The organism is Mycolicibacterium peregrinum, assembly GCF_001665625.1.
In the GTDB taxonomy this organism is placed as follows: domain Bacteria; phylum Actinomycetota; class Actinomycetes; order Mycobacteriales; family Mycobacteriaceae; genus Mycobacterium; species Mycobacterium peregrinum_B.
In genome coordinates this window covers 13,147-33,348 of the sequence record NZ_LZSY01000172.1, presented here as the reverse complement: position 1 = coordinate 33,348, position 20,202 = coordinate 13,147, and the positions used below count along the sequence as shown (strand labels likewise).

Annotated in this window: 15 protein-coding genes; 10 read left to right on the top strand and 5 right to left on the bottom strand. The window is 66.3% G+C overall.

Translation table 11 applies throughout. The features are described 5' to 3' along the window. Positions 1–85: 85 nt before the first annotated feature. Positions 86–1,873 (bottom strand): N-acetylglutaminylglutamine synthetase, encoded by a 1,788-nt coding sequence (gene ngg / locus A5779_RS27435; RefSeq protein ID WP_064886891.1) that lies wholly within the window; start codon positions 1,871–1,873, stop codon positions 86–88. Further along, complete coding sequence (locus A5779_RS27430) at positions 1,870–3,675, bottom strand: N-acetylglutaminylglutamine amidotransferase (RefSeq protein ID WP_064886889.1); 1,806 nt, start codon at positions 3,673–3,675, stop codon at positions 1,870–1,872. The genes ngg and A5779_RS27430 overlap by 4 nt, the downstream gene beginning before the upstream one ends. A 97-nt stretch (positions 3,676–3,772) precedes the next feature. Between A5779_RS27430 and A5779_RS27425 the strand changes: the two genes are divergently transcribed. After that, the gene (locus tag A5779_RS27425; protein WP_064886888.1) at positions 3,773–7,099 is read left to right on the top strand and encodes a DEAD/DEAH box helicase; all 3,327 of its coding nucleotides are present in this window, start codon (positions 3,773–3,775) and stop codon (positions 7,097–7,099) included. On the opposite strand, the gene A5779_RS27420 is transcribed toward A5779_RS27425, so the two are convergent. Then, positions 7,058–8,689, bottom strand: coding sequence for an amino acid permease (locus A5779_RS27420; protein WP_064886886.1), 1,632 nt, complete (start codon positions 8,687–8,689; stop codon positions 7,058–7,060). The genes A5779_RS27425 and A5779_RS27420 overlap by 42 nt on opposite strands. A 189-nt stretch (positions 8,690–8,878) precedes the next feature. Between A5779_RS27420 and A5779_RS27415 the strand changes: the two genes are divergently transcribed. The 7 genes from A5779_RS27415 (at position 8,879) to nicT (ending at position 15,467) form a co-directional block, all read left to right on the top strand. Then, positions 8,879–10,246: a glutamine synthetase family protein gene (locus tag A5779_RS27415; protein WP_064886885.1), complete on the top strand. Its 1,368-nt coding sequence runs from the start codon at positions 8,879–8,881 to the stop codon at positions 10,244–10,246. Between the two features lie 133 nt (positions 10,247–10,379). After that, positions 10,380–11,087, top strand: coding sequence for a gamma-glutamyl-gamma-aminobutyrate hydrolase family protein (locus tag A5779_RS27410; RefSeq protein ID WP_064886884.1), 708 nt, complete (start codon positions 10,380–10,382; stop codon positions 11,085–11,087). Continuing rightward, positions 11,084–12,448, top strand: coding sequence for an aldehyde dehydrogenase family protein (locus tag A5779_RS27405; RefSeq protein ID WP_064886882.1), 1,365 nt, complete (start codon positions 11,084–11,086; stop codon positions 12,446–12,448). The genes A5779_RS27410 and A5779_RS27405 overlap by 4 nt, the downstream gene beginning before the upstream one ends. Continuing rightward, the gene (locus tag A5779_RS27400) at positions 12,449–13,222 is read left to right on the top strand and encodes a 3-oxoacyl-ACP reductase (RefSeq protein WP_064886880.1); all 774 of its coding nucleotides are present in this window, start codon (positions 12,449–12,451) and stop codon (positions 13,220–13,222) included. Between the two features lie 17 nt (positions 13,223–13,239). Then, complete coding sequence (locus A5779_RS27395) at positions 13,240–13,971, top strand: FadR/GntR family transcriptional regulator (protein WP_064886878.1); 732 nt, start codon at positions 13,240–13,242, stop codon at positions 13,969–13,971. 9 nt (positions 13,972–13,980) lie between these two features. Further along, on the top strand, positions 13,981–14,310 hold the full coding sequence (locus tag A5779_RS27390; RefSeq protein WP_064886877.1) for an ArsR/SmtB family transcription factor: 330 nt from the start codon (positions 13,981–13,983) through the stop codon (positions 14,308–14,310). A gap of 56 nt (positions 14,311–14,366) precedes the next feature. Continuing rightward, positions 14,367–15,467: a Nickel transporter NicT gene (gene nicT, locus A5779_RS27385; protein WP_064886875.1), complete on the top strand. Its 1,101-nt coding sequence runs from the start codon at positions 14,367–14,369 to the stop codon at positions 15,465–15,467. On the opposite strand, the gene mtr is transcribed toward nicT, so the two are convergent. Together mtr and A5779_RS27375 are read right to left on the bottom strand one after the other, a co-directional pair. Beyond that, a complete protein-coding gene (mtr, locus tag A5779_RS27380) occupies positions 15,464–16,849 on the bottom strand; it encodes a mycothione reductase (protein ID WP_064886873.1) in 1,386 nt (461 codons plus the stop codon). The genes nicT and mtr overlap by 4 nt on opposite strands. A gap of 9 nt (positions 16,850–16,858) precedes the next feature. Beyond that, positions 16,859–17,896 carry an alpha/beta hydrolase gene (locus tag A5779_RS27375; RefSeq protein WP_064886872.1) on the bottom strand — a complete coding sequence of 346 codons (1,038 nt, stop codon included), beginning with the start codon at positions 17,894–17,896 and terminating at the stop codon, positions 16,859–16,861. 325 nt (positions 17,897–18,221) lie between these two features. Between A5779_RS27375 and mqo the strand changes: the two genes are divergently transcribed. Continuing rightward, a complete protein-coding gene (gene mqo, locus A5779_RS27370; protein WP_276029272.1) occupies positions 18,222–19,661 on the top strand; it encodes a malate dehydrogenase (quinone) in 1,440 nt (479 codons plus the stop codon). Between the two features lie 13 nt (positions 19,662–19,674). Further along, complete coding sequence (locus A5779_RS27365; protein WP_064886870.1) at positions 19,675–20,160, top strand: GNAT family N-acetyltransferase; 486 nt, start codon at positions 19,675–19,677, stop codon at positions 20,158–20,160. Positions 20,161–20,202 lie beyond the last annotated feature (42 nt).

Below are 20,202 nucleotides of genomic sequence, written 5' to 3'. Positions count from 1 at the left end.
CACGCTGGAGTGGCGGTCGACCTCGAGTGTCACGCTGGAGTGACGACGTAAGTGCAAATTCGGCGGCCTGGCTTCGCGCGGGCGCTCAGTCAGCCGCCTCCGAAGGCTTCCAGGCTTGTGGCAACCCCGGCTGCTGCGGGAACAGGAAATCCACAAACGCCGCGGCCGTGGGCTGCGGCTCATGATTGGCCAGGCCTGGGCGTTCGTTGGCTTCGATGAAGACGTACTCACGGCCCGTCACGTCGGGCACCAGAAGGTCGATTCCCGTCACCGGTATGCCGAGCGCCTCGGCCGCTGCCACTGCGACCCGGCACAGTTCCGGGTTCACCTCCGCGGTGACGTCGTGGATCGTCCCGCCCTGGTGCAGGTTCGCGGTCCGTCGCACCCGCAGCCGCTCGCCCTCGGGCAGCACATCGTCGAACGACCATCCGGCCTCGGCGACCGTGCCCTTGGTGACGTCGTCGATCGGGATGCGCGATTCCCCACCGGTGGCGGCGGCGCGGCGCCGCGACTGCGTCTCGATCAGCTCGCCGATGGTGTGCTTGCCGGTGCCGACGATCTCGGCGGGCCGGCGAATCGCGGCGGCCACCACCTTGCCGTCGATCACGACCAGGCGAAGATCGTCGCCGGCGGCGCGCTGCTCGATCAGCACCTCCGGATATTGCTCGCGGGCCCGGTGCAGCGCCGCGTCCAGCTCGTCGCCTCCATCGACCCCCACAGTGATGCCCTTGCCCTGCTCGCCGCGGGTGGGTTTGACCACCACATCGCCGACCTCGGCCAGGAACTCGTGATCTTCGGCGTCGAAAGTGGCCAGGCGGCCCTTGGGCACCGTGATGCCGGCGTCGGAGACGATGCGTCGGGTCTGGCGCTTGTCGTCGCATCGGGCCATGGCCACCGCAGAAGTGAACTCCGAGAGCGACTCCCGGGTGATGACGCTGCGGCCGCCGTGCGACAGCCGCATCTCTCCGGCACCCGCATCGAGCACCTCGACGCGGATACCCCGACGCATGGCTTCGTCGGCGATGATGCGGGCATAGGGATTCAGATCGTCGACGGTCTCCGGCGGATGGGTGAACAACGGCTCGTTGATCGCGTTCTTACGCTTGACGGCCAGCACCGGGACCCGGTGGAAGCCCAGTTTCTCGTAGAGCGCGATCGCGGCGGAGTTGTCGTGGGCCACAGAGAGATCCAGGTAGGCCCGGCCCCGCTCACGGAAGATCCCGGCCAGGGTCCTGGTGAGCGCATCGCCGACGCCGGGGAGTCCGGCCGCCGGATCCACAGCCAGGCTCCACAGGCTCGACCCGTCCTCGGGGTCGGCGAACAACCGCTTGTGGTCGACGCCGGTGACGGTGCCCACCACAGTGCCGTCGTCGTCGCGCACCGCGACCAGATAGACCACGGCAGGGGTGAGGGTGTGGTTGTGCCAGATGACGTCGACGGGTGCGGGGACCATCCCGCACCGCACGTACACCCGGTTCATCGCGTCGGCGTCGTTCGGCGTCTGCAAGGTACGCACGGTGAACCCGACGGGCTGGGCGGCGGTGAGTTCGTCGGTGAACCGCAACCGGTAGGTGTGGCTCGGGTCGATGAACAGTTCCGCAGGGGAGCGGGCGATCAGCACGTGCGATTCGCGGGCGTAGATGCAGATGTCGCGGCGGCCCGGGCCTTCCCGCTGCAGCACCTCGGCCAGAGTCTCGGGGTCGGCGAACGTCTGCCCGAAAATCAGTCGACCCCAGCCTAATTCGAGTACCACATCGTCGGCCATGGCGTCGACGAGGTGCTGCGGTGAGGCATCGTGCAGGCCGAGCGTGATCGCCTCGGTGTGGTCGGGCTCCATTGCCGGGGCCGACGCGTCATGGTCGGTGGCGGTCATGCCGCGGCTCCCGTCACACCGTGGCGCTGCAGCCACAACTCGAGCAGCGCGATCTGCCATAACTCGTTGCCACGCAGAGGAGTCAGCCTGCCGTTCGGGTCGGCCAACAGCCGGTCGACGGCCTCGGGACGGAACAGGCCGCGCTCCTTGGCCTCCGGCGCATAGAGCGCATCGCGGACCATGTCCAGGTACGGCCCCTCGAGGTGGGTCAGCGCCGGGACCGGGAAATACCCTTTGGGGCGATCGATCACCGCTGCCGGAATCACCCGGCGCGCAGCCTGTTTGAGCACACCCTTGCCGCCGTACGCGGTCTTCAGGCCCGGTGGGCAGGTGGCGGCCAACTCTACAAGCTCGTGGTCGAGGAACGGCACGCGGCCTTCCAGGCCCCACGCCATGGTCATGTTGTCCACGCGCTTGACCGGATCGTCGACCAGCATCACGGTGGTATCGAGCCGCAACGCCCGGTCCACACCGGTCTCGGCGCCCGCCGCAGCGAAGTGATCGGTCACGAAGACCCCGCTGGGGTCACCGTCGGCCCGGTATCCGTCGCTGATGAGTGCGCCCACTCCGGTGCTGTCCCGGTCGAAGAACGCGCCGCGGTAGCTGGCCACCGAACCGTCCAGGCTGGCCGCGCCCGGTTCGGCCATCGGCGGGTACCAGTGGTATCCGGCGAAGACCTCGTCGGCGCCCTGTCCGGACTGCACCACTTTGACGTGCTTGGCTACTTCCTGGCTGAGCAGGTAGAAGGCTACGCAGTCATGGCTGACCATCGGTTCGCTCATCGCGCCGATCGCTCCGTCGAGGGCGGGCAGCATGCGGGCGGTATCGATCCGGATCTGGTGATGATCGGTTTCGAAATGCTCGGCGATGATGTCGGAGTACTTGAACTCGTCACCGGCCACGCCGCCCACGGACTCGAAGCCGATCGAGAAGGTGGACAGACCGTGTTGGCCGGCCTCGGCGAGCAGGCCGACGATCAGGGAAGAGTCGACGCCGCCGGACAGCAGGCACCCGACGGGCACGTCGGCCACCAGACGTCGCTCGACAGCGCGCCGCAGTGACTCCAGTACCGCGTCCTCCCAATCCTTTTCCGACCAGTCGGCCCGGTCGGCGTGCCGGCTGAAGTCCGGCGACCAGTAGACCGTGGTGTGCCGGCTGCCGTCGGGTTCGATCGCGACGACGGAAGCGGGCGGCACCTTCTTGATGCCCTGCAGGATGGTCAACGGGGGCGGCACCACCGAATGGAACGTGAGGTAGTGGTGCAGCGCGATCGGGTCGATCCGGGTGTCGACCCCGCCGCCGGCCAGCAGCGCGGGCAGGGACGAGGCGAACCGGATCCGATGGTTGTCCTCGGTGATGTACAGCGGCTTGATGCCCAGCCGGTCCCGGCCCAGCAGCACCCGGCCGGTGTCCCGCTCGACGATCGCGAACGCGAACATGCCCATCAGGTGCTCGACGAACCGGTCGCCCCAGTGGTGATAGGCCTTGAGCAACACCTCGGTGTCGCTGTGCGAGAAGAAGCGGTAGCCGTGCCCGGACAGTTCCCGGCGCAGCTCCTGGTAGTTGTAGATGCAGCCGTTCCAGCAAACGGTCAATCCCAGTTCGGGATCAACCATGGGCTGGGCGCCCGCTTCGGTCAGGTCAATGATTTTCAGGCGGCGGTGACCCAGTGCGACCCGGCCTTGCGACCAAACACCGGCCGCGTCCGGACCCCTGGGTGCCATCGCGTCTGCCATGGCCGACACCGCTGAAATATCCGGTGTCCGGCCATCGAGACGCACCTCCCCGGCGGCTCCACACATCAGTTCGACCCTACACAGGATCTGGCGTCGGTGCGCCACCCGCGGTGTGTCGGGGGTGTGACCAGGACATGTCGGACAGTGGCCCTATTCTCCTCGCATGAGGCCTGGATTCGGCTTCGGGATAGCCCGTGACGAGCTGATTCGCGATTTCGGAGCGCAGTCGACCGTGCGCGGTGAACGTTATGCCGCCGAGGGCCGGGTCCGCGACATCGAGTTCGATGCCGAAGAGCGTCTGCTGCGCGGGCGGTGCGTGGGTTCGCATGGTCAGCTGTATGTCCTTGAGGTCGGACTGTCGCCGGGAAGTCGGGCTGTCGTCGAGTGGGCATTGTGTTCATGCCCCGTGGGGTCGTTCTGCAAACATGCCGTCGCCCTGGTGCTGGCGGCCTCCCCGGCTGATGCGGCACATGAGCCGGTGGAGCGTTGGCGCTACGTGCTCGACAAGGTGCTCGACGAGGTCGCCGCCCCGGAAGGGGGCGGCAAACCGATCGCGCTGGAATTCTCCATCGGTGCACCCACGCGCTACCGCCCGGGGACGCTGCTGATGCTGCGTCCGCTGACTCTGGGCAAACGGGGCACCTGGATCACCCGGGCGTTGACCTGGGGTCGCCTCGCGGACTATCCCGATCCCGGCGAGTTCGATCGTGAGCAGTACCGGGCGGTGCGGGCACTGGTGTCGGAGATGGTGCGGTACTCCTCCCCGCACAGCGGTGAGGGAATGATGCTCAACGGAATGCCCGCGACCTTGTGGCCACGGCTCGACGAGGTGCTCGCCGCCGGCGTGACCATACTGGCCGACTCCGCAACGGGCATCCGTGCGGTCGAGTTGGCCAAGAACGTCCACCTCCGGTTGGACTTCGCCGCCGAGGGCGGTGGCGGTGCGGTGATGTCGGTGTCCCTGATCATCGACGGACAGGAACGCGACCCCGACGGCGTCGGGCTGATCGGGATGCCGGCTCCGCACGGGATGTTTCAGGTGGTCGACTCGGTGCTACGGCTCGGTGCCTTCGATCCGGTACCCGCACGCACCATGGCCGAAATGCTGGGCCATCACGAGCAGGTGCACATCCCGGCCGACATGGCGCGTGAACTCGCGGTCGACATCCTGCCCCGCCTGGCCAGTAGCGTCGACATGGAGGTCGCCGACGGGCTCTTCGTCCCACCGGCCATTACCGGACCAAAGCCCGCGCTGACCGTCAAAGTCGTCGACGGCGGCGCACGGGTCTTCTGGAGCACCCGGTACGAGGTCAACGATCAGCATCACGACTTCGACCCGTTGTCTTCGGCCGGGCTGATCGGATATCGCGACCCGGTCGCGGAGGAGGAGCTGTGGCAGCGGGTGCTGCCGGCGTTGCAGATGGTCGCGGCGGCCGCGCAGGACTGGAAACGTCAAGCCTCCCAGCATGTCAACCGCCGGATCTCCACGACGCTCGACGCCGAGGCCGTCCACGAGTTACGGGCCATCGTCAATGCCGTGAGCGCTGTGGACGCGGTCGCGGTCGCGTCCCGGCGCACTCTGCTGGGCGGGGTCGACCTCACCGCGGTGGAGGCAGCGGTGTTGTGTGACCAGACCCTGCCGCAGCTGGACTGCTACGCGGATCTGATCGTCGATGCCGATGGCCGGTACCGAGCTGCCGGCGCCGACCCGGTGCTGTCGTTCTCCGGGGACGTCTCCGCTCCGGGTGACTGGTTCAACCTGAACGTCACGGTATGCGTGGACGGCGAGACAGTGGCCCTGCCCGAGGTCATCCGCGAATTGGCCACTGGAGCAACGCATATGTTGCTGCCGTCGGGTATCTACTTCCGGCTCGACACGCCGGAGCTGGTCCGGCTGAGGGCCTTGCTCGACGAGGCGCGTGCGCTCGGTGAGATCGACGGGGACCGGGTCAACGCCGCATCGCTCAATGTCACTTTGTGGGACGAACTGCTGGAACTCGGCGTTGTCGACGAGCAGCTCGCCCGGTGGCGGGCGAATCTGGCGCGCTTGGCCGCCGCGCGTCCGCCGGCGCCGATCGCACCGCCGGCGGGCCTCGACGTCGACCTGCGCGACTACCAGCGGGACGGGCTGGACTGGCTTTCTTTCCTGTGGGACAACGGGCTCGGCGGAGTGCTCGCCGACGACATGGGCCTGGGCAAGACCGTGCAGACCTTGGCACTCATCGCGCGGGCGGTCGCCGGGGGCGCCGGCAAGTTCCTGGTGGTGGCGCCGACGAGCGTGGCCCGCAACTGGGTGGCCGAGTGCCGCAAGTTCACCCCTGACCTGAGTGCGGTGGTGCTGACCTCCACCACCGCCCGCTCGGCGGTGGGTTTGGCCGAACAGGTGGCCGCGGCCGACATCGTCGTCACCTCCTACACGCTGCTGCGGATGGACGTCGCCGCCTATTCGCAAATCCAGTGGGCCGGAATGGTTCTCGACGAGGCCCAGTTCGTCAAGAATCACCACAGCAAGACCCATCAGGCCGCCCGGCTGCTCGACGTGCCGTTTAAGGTGGCGATCACCGGCACACCGATGGAGAACAATCTGATGGAGTTGTGGTCGCTGCTGTCGATCACCGTGCCCGGTTTGTTCCCGTCACCGAAGGTGTTCGAGACGTATTTCCGTAAGCCGATCGAATCGGGTCAGGCCGACGACCTGCTTCCGGTGCTGCGCCGGCGGATCAAGCCGGTGCTGTTGCGCCGCACCAAAGGCCAGGTGCTCACCGAGTTGCCACCGAAGAGTGAGCAGGTGCTGACCATCGGTCTGAGCGCCAAGCACCGCAAGATCTATGACACGCGGCTGGCGCGGGAACGCCAGAAAGTGTTGGGACTGCTGGGGGACTGGGAGAAGAACCGGTTCCAGATCTTTCGGTCGCTGACGCTGCTGCGTCAGCTCAGCTTGCACCCGGGGCTGGTCGACGACTCCGCGCGCTCGGTGGGTTCGGCCAAGATCGACTTCCTGGTCGAACAGCTCGATCAACTGGTGGCAGAGGGGCACAGTGCGCTGGTGTTCAGCCAGTTCACCGGGTTCCTCGGCATCGTCAGGTCGCATCTGGATTCTGCGGGGATCGCCTACAGCTACCTCGACGGTTCCGTCGACTCGGACGGAAGGGCCAGGGCCATCGAGGAATTCGGTGCCGGTACCAAGCAGGTGTTCCTGATCAGCCTGAAGGCGGGCGGATTCGGGCTCAACCTCACCGCCGCCGACTACTGCTTTCTGTGCGACCCGTGGTGGAGCCCGGCCGCCGAGGCACAGGCCGTCGACCGGGCCCACCGCATCGGGCAGGCCCGGCCGGTCAGCGTCTACCGTCTGGTGGCGGAGAACACCATCGAGGAGAAAGTGGTTGCGCTGCAGGACCGCAAGCGGGCCCTGTTCGCAGCGGTGGTCGACGACGGCGATCTGTTCGGCTCAGCCATCACCGCCTCCGATATCCGCGAGCTGCTCGGCTGATCGACCGGAGACGGGTGTGCTGGCGGTGTCCACCTGTTTGATCGGACCGGTGAACCAGTGCTTCACCGAGGCGTGCCAGTAGATGAACAGCAGTATCAGCACGCTGCCCACCAGCAGCGGGGTGTAGTTCACGAACTTCCACTCGAAGCTCGGGTCCCACGGCATGCCACCGAGCGAGGTCGGGAACATCGCGATGATCGCGGTGACGATGATCTCGACGATCGCCACCGGTGCCATCCACTTGTACCTGTTTCCGACATTCCACTTGCCCTGCTCGAAGGAGTCGCCGGCCTTCCACCGGTAATAGATCGGCACCGCGAAGCACAGGTACAGGCCCACCACACCGATCGAGACGACCGCGTAGAACGCGACCGGGGACGGGACGTCCACACCGTTGACCGGAATCTTCACCGGCACGATGGCGGGCAAGGTGATGATGGCCGCGACCACCGCGGTGATGATGACGGCGTTGGCGGGCACGCGGCTGGCACTGACCTTCGACCACCATTGGTGTCCGGGGACCGCGCGGTCCCGGCTGAAGGCGAACAGCATGCGCGAGGCGCTGGTCTGGCAGGCCGTGGTGCAGAACAGCTGTCCGGCAGTGGCGATCAGCAGCACGACGCCGGCCCACTTGGATCCCAGTGCCTGGGTGAAGATGGTCGCCACCGCGCCACCGTTGGCCGATACCTCGTCGGAGTTCTGCACGGCGAACAGGAACGACAGCAACAGGATCCAGCCACCGATCGCCGAATAGAAGATCGACTGCCAGATGCCCTTCGCGGCGGCATTGGCCGCGCTCTTGGTCTCTTCGGACAGGTGCGCCGACGCGTCATAGCCGGTGATCGTGTACTGCGTGAGGATCGCCGAGATGGGCAGGACGAACAGCAGGAAGCCCCAACCGGACGTCGAGCCGGAGAAGATCCCGGAATTGTTGATGGTCTTGGCGAAAACATCGGAGACACTTGCATGTTGGTCCGGGAGTAGCCACAGGATCGCGATCACTGCAGTGGCTCCGGCGACGTGCCACCACACCGAGACATTGTTGATGACGGCCAGCAGGTGCGACGAGAAGATGTTGATCAGGGCCGAGACCGCCAGGATGATCAGGAAAATGATGAACACCCGGGTCAGGCTGTAGCCGGCCAGCCAGGATTCGCTGAACGTGCCCAGGGTGAGGTCCAGGAATGTCGCGCTGCCGTAGGACACCGACGCCAGAATTGCGATCAGGCCGATCAGGTTGAGCCAGCCGGTGTAGAAGCCGGCCCTGGGCCCGCCGAGTTTGGAAGCCCACCAATAGATTCCACCTGAGGTGGGATAGGCGGAGACCAGTTCGGCCAGACAGAATCCGATGATCAGGATGAAGACCGAGACGATCGGCCAACCCCAGGCGATGGCGGCAGGGCCGCCGTTGTTCCAGCCCAATCCGAACGACGTGAAGCAACCGGCGAGGATCGAGATGATCGAGAACGAGATGGCGAAGTTGGAGAATCCTGACCAGGACCGCTGCAGTTCCTGGACGTAACCGAGTTTGGCGAGATGTTGTTCGTCGTCCGTGAGTTGTTCGGTGAGTTCTTCGTGCCCCTCGGGCATGGCGGCTCCTCGTGTGCCGGGCGGTGGGCGGTCTGCCAAACGGACCATAGAACTTTATTGGTCTGCTGTCCTACCTTTTGACGTGACAATCGTGCTAATTCGGTGCACGATCGTCACGTCATCGGCGAGACAATGGTCGGCTGGACGTCAGGTTGGTCGGCAAGTCCCACACGGGCAGGAGGGTGCGCAATGAGCCAGAACCCCGGCATGCTGGCACGAGCCGACCTGGAGCAAATGGTGGCGGCGGGTGAGATCGACACCGTGATCGTCGCCTTCTGCGATATGCAGGGCCGGCTGACGGGCAAGCGGGTTTCGGGCCGGTTGTTCGTCGAAGAGGTCGCCGCCCACGGCGCGGAGTGCTGCAACTACCTGCTCGCGGTCGACGTCGACATGAACACCGTCGGCGGCTACTCGATGTCGAGTTGGGAAACCGGCTACGGCGACATGGTGATGACAGCCGACTTCAGCACCTTGCGGTTGATCCCGTGGCTGCCCGGCACCGCGCTGGTGATGGCTGACCTGTCGTGGCTCGACGGTCGTCCTGTCGAACAGGCGCCCCGCAGCATCCTCAACCGGCAGATCGACCGCCTGGCCGAGCGCGAACTCGTGCCGTACGTCGGGACCGAGCTCGAATTCATGGTGTTCGACAACACTTTCCGCGAGGCGTGGGCGGCGGGCTACCGGGGCCTGACGCCGGCCAGCGACTACAACGTCGACTACGCCATGATGGCGTCCACCCGGATGGAACCGCTGCTGCGCGACATCCGCCTCGGCATGGAGGGCGCCGGGTTGTACTGCGAGGGTGTCAAGGGAGAGTGCAACCTGGGTCAGCAGGAGATCGCGTTCCGCTACGACCACGCCCGCAACACCTGCGACAACCACACCATCTACAAGAACGGTGCCAAGGAGATCGCCGACCAGCACGGCAAGAGCTTGACGTTCATGGCGAAATTCGATGAGCGTGAGGGCAACAGCTGTCACATCCACGTCTCGCTACGCGGCGATGACGGGTCTCCTGTGTTCGCCGACGAGTCCGATCCGCGGGGAATGTCGTCGATGTTCCGCAGCTTCATCGCCGGTCAACTGGCCACGCTGCGTGAGATGACGCTGTTCTACGCTCCGAACATCAATTCCTACAAGAGGTTTGCCGACGGCAGCTTCGCGCCCACCGCCATTGCCTGGGGTATGGACAACCGCACCTGCGCGTTGCGGGTGGTCGGTCACGGGCCTGGTATGCGGGTGGAATGCCGGACACCCGGAGGCGACGTCAACCAGTACCTTGCGGTGTCGGCGCTTCTCGCCGGCGGACTGTATGGCATCGATCACGAGCTGGAACTACCCGACCCGCTGCCGGGCAACGCCTATGCCAGTGAGGCGCAACGGCTGCCCACCACCCTGGCCGAGGCGGCTGAGCTGTTCGCAAAGTCCGAGGTGGCACGCGCGGCGTTCGGGGACGACGTCGTCGAGCACTACCTCAACAACGCGCGCGTCGAGTTGGCTGCGTTCAATTCCACGGTGACCGACTGGGAAAGGGTCCGCGGCTTTGAACGGCTCTGAGATGGGCTCGACATCCAGCGCGAGCAGGCCCCCGCAAGCGGGAGGGGCCCCCAGCGTGGGTCCCGTAAAGGGGCCGATATCGGGTACCTTCACGTCTGCTCGCCGGGAGACTGAGGTCCACCCGGTCATCGGCATGACGACCTATCTGCAGCAGGCGCAGACGGGTGTGTGGGATGTACGGGCCAGCTTCTTGCCGCAGGTCTACTTCGAAGGCATCACCCGGGCCGGTGGGACCGCTCTTCTGCTGCCGCCGCAAGCGGTGGACCGCGACATCGCCGACCGGGTGCTCGACCGCCTCGACGGTCTGGTGATCACCGGCGGCCCGGATGTCGATCCGGCCCGCTACGGCCAACAGCCGCACCCGGCCACCAACGAACCAGACAGCGGGCGTGACGCGTGGGAGTTCGCTCTGCTGGAAAGTGCTCTGCAACACGGCATCCCGGTGCTCGGTGTGTGCCGCGGGGCGCAGGTTCTCAACGCGGCGCTGGGCGGCACGTTGCACCAGCATCTACCCGACGTCATCGGGAGCACCCACCACCAGAAGGGCAATGCGGTGTTCGGCACCTCGACGGTACGCACCGTGCCGAACACCCGACTGGCGGCTCTGATCGGCGATTCCTCCGATGCGCAGTGCTATCACCATCAGGCCATCGATCTACTGGGCGAGGGCCTGGTGGTCAGCGCCCGGGATGCCGACGGGGTGATCGAGGCGGTTGAGTTACCCGGCGAGGCCTTCGTGGTCGGCGTGCAATGGCATCCGGAGGAGACTCTCGATGACCTGAGACTGTTCGCCGCCCTGGTCGATGCGGCCGGAACCTATGCAACAGAAAGGATCTCATGACATCCAGTCAGGTCATCAATCCGGCGACCGAGGAGCTGTTGACCACCGTCGACCTCCTCGACGTGGCCGCTGTGGACGACGCAGTGGCGCGTGCCGCCGCGGCGCAGCGGAAATGGTGCCGGCTGGCTCCGGCCGAGCGGGCGGCAGGCTTGCGAGCCTTCGCCGGTGTCGTCGACGCACACATTGATGAGCTGGCCGCCCTCGAGGTTGCCAATTCCGGGCACCCGATCGCGCAGGCCGAATGGGAGGCCGGGCACGTCCGCGATGTCCTGCAGTTCTACTCGGCGACTCCGGAAAGATTGAGCGGCAAGCAGATCCCGGTGGCCGGCGGTCTGGACGTCACGTTCAACGAGCCGCTCGGCGTGGTCGGCGTGATCACACCGTGGAACTTCCCGATGACCATCGCCGCGTGGGGCTTCGCCCCGGCGCTCGCCGCCGGCAACGCCGTCGTGCTCAAACCTGCCGAGTGGACCCCGCTGACCACGATCCGGCTCGGTGAGCTCGCCATCGCATCGGGCTTGCCGGAGGGGCTCTTTCAGGTGTTGCCCGGCAAGGGCTCGGTGGTCGGAGAACGGTTCGTCACCCATCCAGGCGTCCGCAAAGTCGTGTTCACCGGATCCACCGAGGTGGGGATGCGGGTGATGGCCGGAGCGGCGGCCCAGGTCAAACGGGTGACCCTGGAATTGGGTGGCAAGAGCGCGAACATCGTTTTCGACGACTGCGATCTGGAGAAGGCGGCAGCCACCGCGCCATACGGCGTGTTCGACAACGCTGGACAGGACTGCTGTGCGCGCAGCCGGATCCTGGTGCAGCGCAATGTCTACGACCGGTTCATGGAGCTGCTGGAGCCGGCCGTCAAGGGCGTCGTCGTGGGGGATCCCACGTTGCGTGACACCGAGATGGGGCCGTTGGTGTCCCGTCCGCACTGGGAGTCGGTGGTGTCCTACGTGCCCGACGGCGCGCCGGTCGCATTCCGGGCGTCTGCCCCTGAGGGGCCCGGGTTCTGGTTCCCGCCGACGGTGTTGACGCCGCAGCGTACGGACCGGACCGTGACCGAGGAGATCTTCGGCCCCGTGGTGACCGTGCTGCCGTTCGAGGACGAGGCCGACGCCATCGCACTGGCCAACGACACGCCTTACGGTTTGTCGGGCTCGATCTGGACCGACAATCTCTCGCGAGCGATGCGGGTGTCGCGGGCGGTGGAATCGGGCAATCTCAGTGTCAATTCGCATTCCTCGGTGCGCTACAACACGCCGTTCGGTGGCTTCAAACAGTCCGGACTCGGGCGCGAGTTGGGGCCTGACGCACCGTTGTCTTTCACCGAGACCAAGAACGTCTTTTTCGCAGTAGAGGAGCTGTAGATGGATCTGACCCAACGTCTGGCCGGCAAGATCGCCGTGATCACCGGGGGCGCCAGCGGCATCGGCCTGGCCACCGGCAGGCGATTGCGGGCCGAGGGGGCCACGATCGTGGTGGGCGACATCGACCCTGCCACCGGAGAGGCCGCTGCCGAAGAACTCGACGGGTTGTTCGTCCCGGTCGACGTGTCCGATCAGGATGCCGTCGACAACCTCTTCGATACTGCGGCGGCGACATTCGGATCGGTCGACATCGCGTTCAACAATGCCGGGATCTCGCCACCCGAAGATGACCTGATCGAGACCACCGAACTGCCGGCCTGGCAACGGGTGCAGGACATCAACCTGAAATCGGTCTACCTGTCGTGCCGGGCGGCGCTGCGCCACATGGTGCCCGCGGGCAAGGGCTCGATCATCAACACGGCATCGTTCGTGGCCGTGATGGGCTCGGCCACCTCCCAGATTTCTTACACCGCGTCTAAGGGCGGCGTGCTGGCGATGTCGCGCGAACTCGGCGTGCAGTATGCGAGGCAGGGAATCCGGGTCAACGCACTGTGCCCCGGGCCGGTCAACACCCCGCTACTGCAGGAGTTGTTCGCCAAGGATCCCGAGCGTGCCGCGCGCCGGCTGGTACACATCCCGCTGGGCCGGTTCGCCGAACCCGAGGAGTTGGCCGCCGCGGTGGCGTTCCTGGCCAGTGACGACGCGTCGTTCATCACCGGTTCGACATTCCTCGTCGACGGCGGCATCAGCTCCGCGTACGTGACGCCCCTGTGACACCCTGGTAGCTCGCCATGACAGCCGAACCGGATCCCCAGCCCGCCGCGGAAACGGCCGGTGCCCTGCTGCGTCCGGTCCGGCTGGGCAATGCCTTCGAGGACACCGTGGGTCGGCTGCTGGAGACGATCCGACTGGGCGTGTTGGGTCCGGGGGAGTCGCTTCCGCCAGAGCGTGAGCTTGCCGCGCGGCTCGGGGTCAGTCGCGACACCGTCCGGGAGGCGATCAAATCGCTCGCCGATGCCGGTTATCTGGTGTCCAAGCGGGGTAGGTACGGCGGCACCTTCCTGGCCGCTGAGTTGCCCAGGCACACCGCCGACGGTCCGAGTCCGACGCGCGCGGAGATCGACGATGCGTTGCGGCTGCGCGAGATCCTGGAGGTCGGGGCGGCGCGGATGGCGGCCGGACGGACGTTGAGCGCGGCCGAGCGGGAGGGCCTGTGGTCGCGGCTGGAAGACGTCCGCGCGGCCGAGCCCGACGATTACCGCCGCCTGGATTCGCGGCTGCACCTGGCCATCGCGGAGGCCGCGGGGTCGCCGTCACTGGTACCGCTGGTCGCCGAGAACCGCATGCGGCTCAATGCGCTGCTGGATCAGATCCCGCTGCTGCTGCGCAACATCGCCCATTCCGACGAACAGCACGAAGCGATCGTGATGGCGATCCTGGCTGGTGACAGAGAGCGGGCCGCCGCGGCCATGCTGGCCCACGTCGGGGGATCGGCGGCCTTGCTGCACGGCTTCCTGGACTAGATTCGTACCGTGGACCGGCACGGTAAACAGGTCCAGGTCGAACGCGCGTCGTCGGCCTTGGCCGACGTCGACACCCCAGGGTGGGCGCAGCGCTTCGACCTGCTGTCCGACCCGCACCGGCTGGAGATCCTGCTCGGCCTGCACCGCGCGCCGGGCATCTGTGTCAGTGACTTGGCCACGGCTCTCGGCCGCTCGGAAAACGCCGTCTCCCAGGCGTTGCGTGTGCTCCGGGACCAGGGCTGGGTCACCTCCACCCGGGCCGGCCGGACGGTGAACTACCGGCTCGAGGACGAGACCGTGCACGACCTACTGCACTGGATCGGGGCCCGGCACGGCTGACACCGTGCTCATCTGTTCACCTGGACAGATATCCAGTACCGTCCTAGGCTCGCCGAATGACCATTGGCGCGGCTCCCGAGGTGACGACGACGAAGCCGCAGCCATTCGACCGCCCAGACTGGATTTCGATTGCGATGGTCGGCGCGGTGGTGGTGTTGCTGCATGTATTCGGTTGGGGCGTGCTGGTTTTCGGGGTTGCCCCGCAACACATCACGCTGGGATCGGCCGGCGTGTTCGGGGTCGGAATCGGAGTCACCGCCTATCTGCTGGGCGTGCGCCACGCGTTCGACGCCGACCACATCGCCGTCATCGACAACACCACCCGAAAACTCGTCGGTGAGGGCACGCGATCACTTTCCGCAGGATTCTGGTTCTCGCTGGGGCATTCCAGCGTGGTGTTCGGGCTTGCCCTGTTGTTGGCGTTCGGAGTTCATGCGCTGGCCGGACCGGTGCAGAACGACGAATCGTCGATGTTGCAGACCCTGGGACTGATCGGGTCGGTGGTGGCCGGGACATTCCTCATTCTGATCGGCCTGACGAATCTGTTCGCCGTGGTCGGTATCGCCAAGATCTTCCGCGCCATGCGTAGCGGACAGTTCGACGAAGCCGAGCTCGAACGTCAACTTCACCAGCGAGGCTTCCTGGCCCGCCTGCTCGGCCGGGTCATGCGACGGGTGAGCAAGCCGTGGCACCTGTACCCGGTCGGCTTCCTGATGGGCCTCGGCTTCGACACCGCCACCCAGGTGGCGCTTCTGGTGTTGGCGGCGGGTGCGGCCGCATTCACCTTGCCCTGGTACGCCATTCTCGTGCTTCCTGTGCTCTTCGCGGCAGGGATGAGCCTGTTCGACAGCCTGGACGGAATCTTCATGGCGCGCGCCTACGGCTGGGCGTTCCTGCAGCCGGTCCGCAAGGTCTATTACAACCTGACTGTCACCGTGCTGTCGGTCATCGTGGCCCTGGTGGTCGGGGTCATCGTTCTGGCCGGTCTCCTGGTCGAGCGCCTGGGCATCACCACGGGTCCGCTGGCATTCATCGGTTCGGCCGATCTGGAGTTCGTCGGGTTCGCGATCGTCGGGCTGTTCGTACTGAGCTGGCTTGTCGCCCTCGGAATCTGGCGGTTCGGCCGGATCGAGCAGCGCTGGGCTGCACGGGTCTAATCGATCAGGCCCAGCAAGGCGTTCTCGATCACCTCGGGCAGCGCCGGGTGAATCCAGTACTGGCCCCGGGCCACCTCCTCGGCGGTCTGCCCGAAGCTCATCGCCTGGATCAGCGGCTGGATGATCGATGACGCCTGATAGCCCATGATGTGGGCGCCCAGTATCTTGCCGGTGGCACGGTCGCCGATCAGTTTGGCGATGCCGGTGGTGTCCTCCATCGCCCAGCCGTACGCGGTGTCGCCGTAGGCCTGGATCTTGGTGACATAGTCGTAGCCCTCGTCGCGGGCCTGCTCCTCGGTCAATCCGACCGTGGCGATCTGTGGGTCGGTGAATACCGCGGACGGTACGAATCGGTGGTCGCTGCGCACCATCGCGCCGGTGTCATCCCACTCGCGCAGCAGGTTCTCCCTGACCACCCGGGACTCATGGTTGGCCACGTGTTTGAGCTGATAGTCCGAGGACACGTCACCGAGTGCGAAAACACCACGCGCCGTTGTGCGTTGGTATTCGTCCACGATCACCAGGCCGTCCTCGTCGACCTCGACCCCGGCGAGGTCGGCATCGAGCAGGTCCCCGTTGGGGACGCGTCCGGTGGCCACCAGCAGCATGTCGGCGGGCAGCGTCTTGCCGTCGTCGAGTTCGAGGACGATCTTGTCGCCGTCCTGATGAGAACCGACCACGTTCTCATGGGTCCGGAAGTCCCACTTCTTGGCGGCCAGCGCGCTGAATTCCCGGCAGATCGTCTCGTCGCAATGGCTGAGAAGGCAGTCGCCACGCACCACGATGGTGACCCGCACGCCCAGCGCTGAGAACACATGGGCGAACTCGGCGGCGACGAATCCGCCGCCGACGATCACCAGGTGTTCGGGCAGCTCGGGGTTACGCATGATGTCGTCGCTGGTGTAGTACGTGACGCCGCAGTCCGTGATGGCCGGCGGGACGTAGGCGCGGGACCCGGCCGCGATGACCACCTGGTCGCTGCTGAATTCGTCACCGGCCTCGGTGCGCAGCGTGTAGCGGCCATCGGCGGTCTTGGGTCCGAAGCGGGTGTGGCTGCCGTACACCGTGATGTGGGGGTCGTTGCGGCGATAGTCCTCGCCGCCGGCGGCGATCGGGTCGATCCGGCCGAACACCCGCGCGACGACGTCGGGCCAGCGCACCTTGTCGATGTGGGAATCGATGCCGTACTTGGCGCTGTCCTTGATCGTGTCCGCGACGTCAGCGGCGTAGACGAACATCTTGGTGGGGATGCAGCCGACGTTCAGGCAGGTGCCGCCGAACGTGCCCTGCTCGCAGATCGCGACCTTCTTGCCGGCGTAGCGCTCGTCGAGAATGCTGTTGCCCGAGCCGGTACCGATGATCGTCAGATCGTAATGCTCCATGTGCGCTCCCTATCCGGAAGATGTTGTGCTTGGCCGGGTTTGCAGGCTCAGGTAGTAGTCCAGCCAGCGGTCGAGCTCACCGTAGGCCGCCGCGCGGGCGTCGGCCATCGACAGGAACACGTCGTGCTTGGCGTCGGTGATCGGTGCGACTGTGGTGTGATTACCCACGCAACCCGACCACCGTGCGATCTGGCGAACATCGAGTACCGCATCGCCGCGCTGCATCGCGGCCGGATCGGAAGTTTCGGTGACACTCCGGTCCGAACGCAGGATCAGGTTCGGTACGCCGACGTCCAGGCCGCGGTGTAGGCGGGCCTGTCCGCGGCGGATCGCATTGATCCACCCGAGGGTGACGGGGAAGCCTCCCAACGGTTTCCAGTCGAGGTTGTAGTCGAAATCGCCGCCGTAGTCGCGGTGAAGTGTTGTGCCGTACCCACCTTCGGTGGGTCTGCGGATCACCGACAGTTTGCGCAGCCGGGCCAGGGCGATCAGCGCCGCCGATGTGGGCGCAGTGCGCAGGATCGCCGGGCCGTGCAGGTCGAAGAACGGGCTGTTCAGGATCAGTCCGCCGACGTGCAACGGAGCAAGCCGGCGGCTGCGACGCAGACGATCGGCGAACAACGTGAGGATCAGCCCTCCCGCCGAATGCCCGTACAGGCACACCGTGGCGTTGTCGGTGTCGGCCGCGATCACCTCCAGCGCGCGCTGAAGCTCGTCGTCGTACCGCGCCAGATCGGTGGTGAAATGCGCGGTCTGCCCCTCGTGTCGGGAGCGTCCGCACTTGGGGAGATCCAGCGCGTAGAACGCGAAGCCGCGCTCGGCGAATCGATCCGCCAGTTCGGTGTGGAAGAAGTAGTCGGTGTAGCCGTGCAGTGCCAGCACCGCGTGGCCGGGGCGGGCGGACCCGCTCGCCGTGGCGGCCGGGCCGCGGCGAACCAGCGTGGCGACCAGGTCGCCTTCGCCATCGGGATCAGGTCCTGCATCGATGGTCTGTTGCCAGAACCCCGGCAATACATCCGGCTCCCAAGAGGGCTCCCGTGACGTCACGGTTCCACCCTAGCCGCGCGCCGGAAACGGGTGTCGTAACGACGGCGGAGAGTCCGTTTGCCGGACCGGGGACCTGCAGAGTTGCCGGGCCACCCGCCAGATCCAGGGGTGCCCGGCGGCCGATGTCGGGTTGAGGAGGCCTGACGGGTGACGGATCGCACTACCATGCCTGGCCAACTGGGATTCGTCGCGCGATAACCTGGGCATAACAAAAGCCGTCCATGTCGACGGGCCGCGCAACAACAAAGGACGAGCGATCAGGGTGTCTGAGGCAAACGTGGGTACGACCGTGAAGACAGACGTCGTGCTGGTTGGGGCCGGCATCATGAGCGCAACCCTCGGCGCGCTGATCCGTCTGCTGGAGCCGGACTGGTCCATCACCATGATCGAGCGGCTCGACGGCGCTGCCGCCGAGAGCAGCGATCCGTGGAACAACGCAGGTACCGGGCACTCGGCGCTGTGTGAGCTGAACTACACGCCCGAGCTGTCCGATGGCTCCATCGACACCACCAAGGCCATCAACGTCAACGAGCAGTTCCAGGTGTCGCGGCAGTTCTGGGCCTACGCGGCCGAGAACGGCGTGCTGCCCGACGTGCGCGGTTTCCTCAACCCGATCCCGCACGTCAGTTTCGTGCACGGCGCAGGCAACGTCGACTACCTCAAACGCCGGCATCAGGCCCTCGTCGGTAACCCGCTGTTCGCGTCGATGGAATTCATCGACGACAAGGACGAGTTCGCGCGCCGGCTGCCGTTCATGGCCGCCAAGCGCGATTTCTCCGATCCGGTCGGGCTGAACTGGTCGCAGCACGGCACCGACGTCGACTTCGGCGCACTCTCGCGCCAGCTCATCGGCTTCACCGCGCAGCGTGGGATGGACACCCTGTTCGGCCATGAGGTCCGCAACCTGCGCAAGGAATCGGACGGGACCTGGACGCTCAAGGTGACCAACCGGCGCACCGGTCTCAAGCGCAAGTTCAATGCGAAGTTCGTGTTCGTCGGCGCCGGTGGTGGCGCGCTGCCGCTGCTGCAGAAGTCCGGCATCCCCGAGGCCAAGGGCTTCGGCGGATTCCCGGTCGGCGGCGCGTTCCTGCGGACCAACAACCAGGCGCTGACCGCAGGCCACCAGGCAAAGGTGTACGGGCTGCCGCCCCTGGGCGCCCCGCCGATGTCGGTGCCGCACCTGGACACCCGCGTGATCAACGGCAAGTCGTGGCTGCTGTTCGGTCCGTTCGCCGGTTGGACGCCGAAGTTCCTCAAGCAGGGCAAGTTCACCGACCTGCCGTTGTCGGTCAAGCCCAACAACATCATGTCGATGCTCGGCGTCGGGCTCACCGAGATGGGGCTGGTCAACTACCTGGTCGGCCAGCTGCTGCTGAGTGAGGCCGCACGGGTCGACACCTTGCGCGAATTCGCGCCCAGCGCAGTCGATTCCGATTGGGAGCTCGACATCGCCGGACAGCGCGTGCAGGTCATCCGGCGCAAGGGCGCGGGTGGTGTGCTGGAGTTCGGCACCACCGTGCTGACCGCCGCCGACGGCAGCATCGCCGGCCTGCTCGGCGCCTCGCCGGGCGCGTCCACCGCCGTGCCGGCCATGCTCGACGTGCTGGAGCGCTGCTTCACCGATCGGTACCAGAGCTGGTTGCCGAAGCTCAAGGAGATGGTGCCCTCCCTCGGTACCAAGCTGTCCACCGAACCCGGCCTGTTCGAGGAAGTATGGGCGTGGGGCACCAAGGCGCTGCAGCTGGACGTCCCTGTGACTGCGTGACCGGGGCGGGCGGATGACGGTCGCACTACGCCGCAGTTGGGCCAAAGACCTAGACGTACCAACGCTTTACGAGCTGCTCAAGCTCCGTGTCGAGGTGTTCGTGGTGGAGCAGGCCACGCCCTACCCTGAGCTCGACGGCCGGGATCTGCTCGCCGAGACCCGCCACTTCTGGCTGGAAAGCCCGGACGGAGAAGTCATTTCGACGCTGCGGTTGATGGAGGAGCATCCCGGCGGCGAGAAGGCATTCCGGATCGGCCGGGTGTGCACCAAACGCAGTGCCCGGGGTAGCGGCCACACGACCCGGCTCATGCAGGCCGCGCTGGCCGAAGTCGGCGACTACCCGTGCCACATCAATGCCCAGACCTACCTGATCGACATGTACGGCCGGCACGGATTCGTCCGTGACGGCGACGAATTCCTTGATGACGGAATCCCGCACGTGCCGATGGTGCGGGCCGGGTTCCGGACCGACGAGCGCTTGCGCGAGGAGCCGACATGACCGACGAGCGCTTGCGCGAGGAGCCGACGTGACCGACGAGCG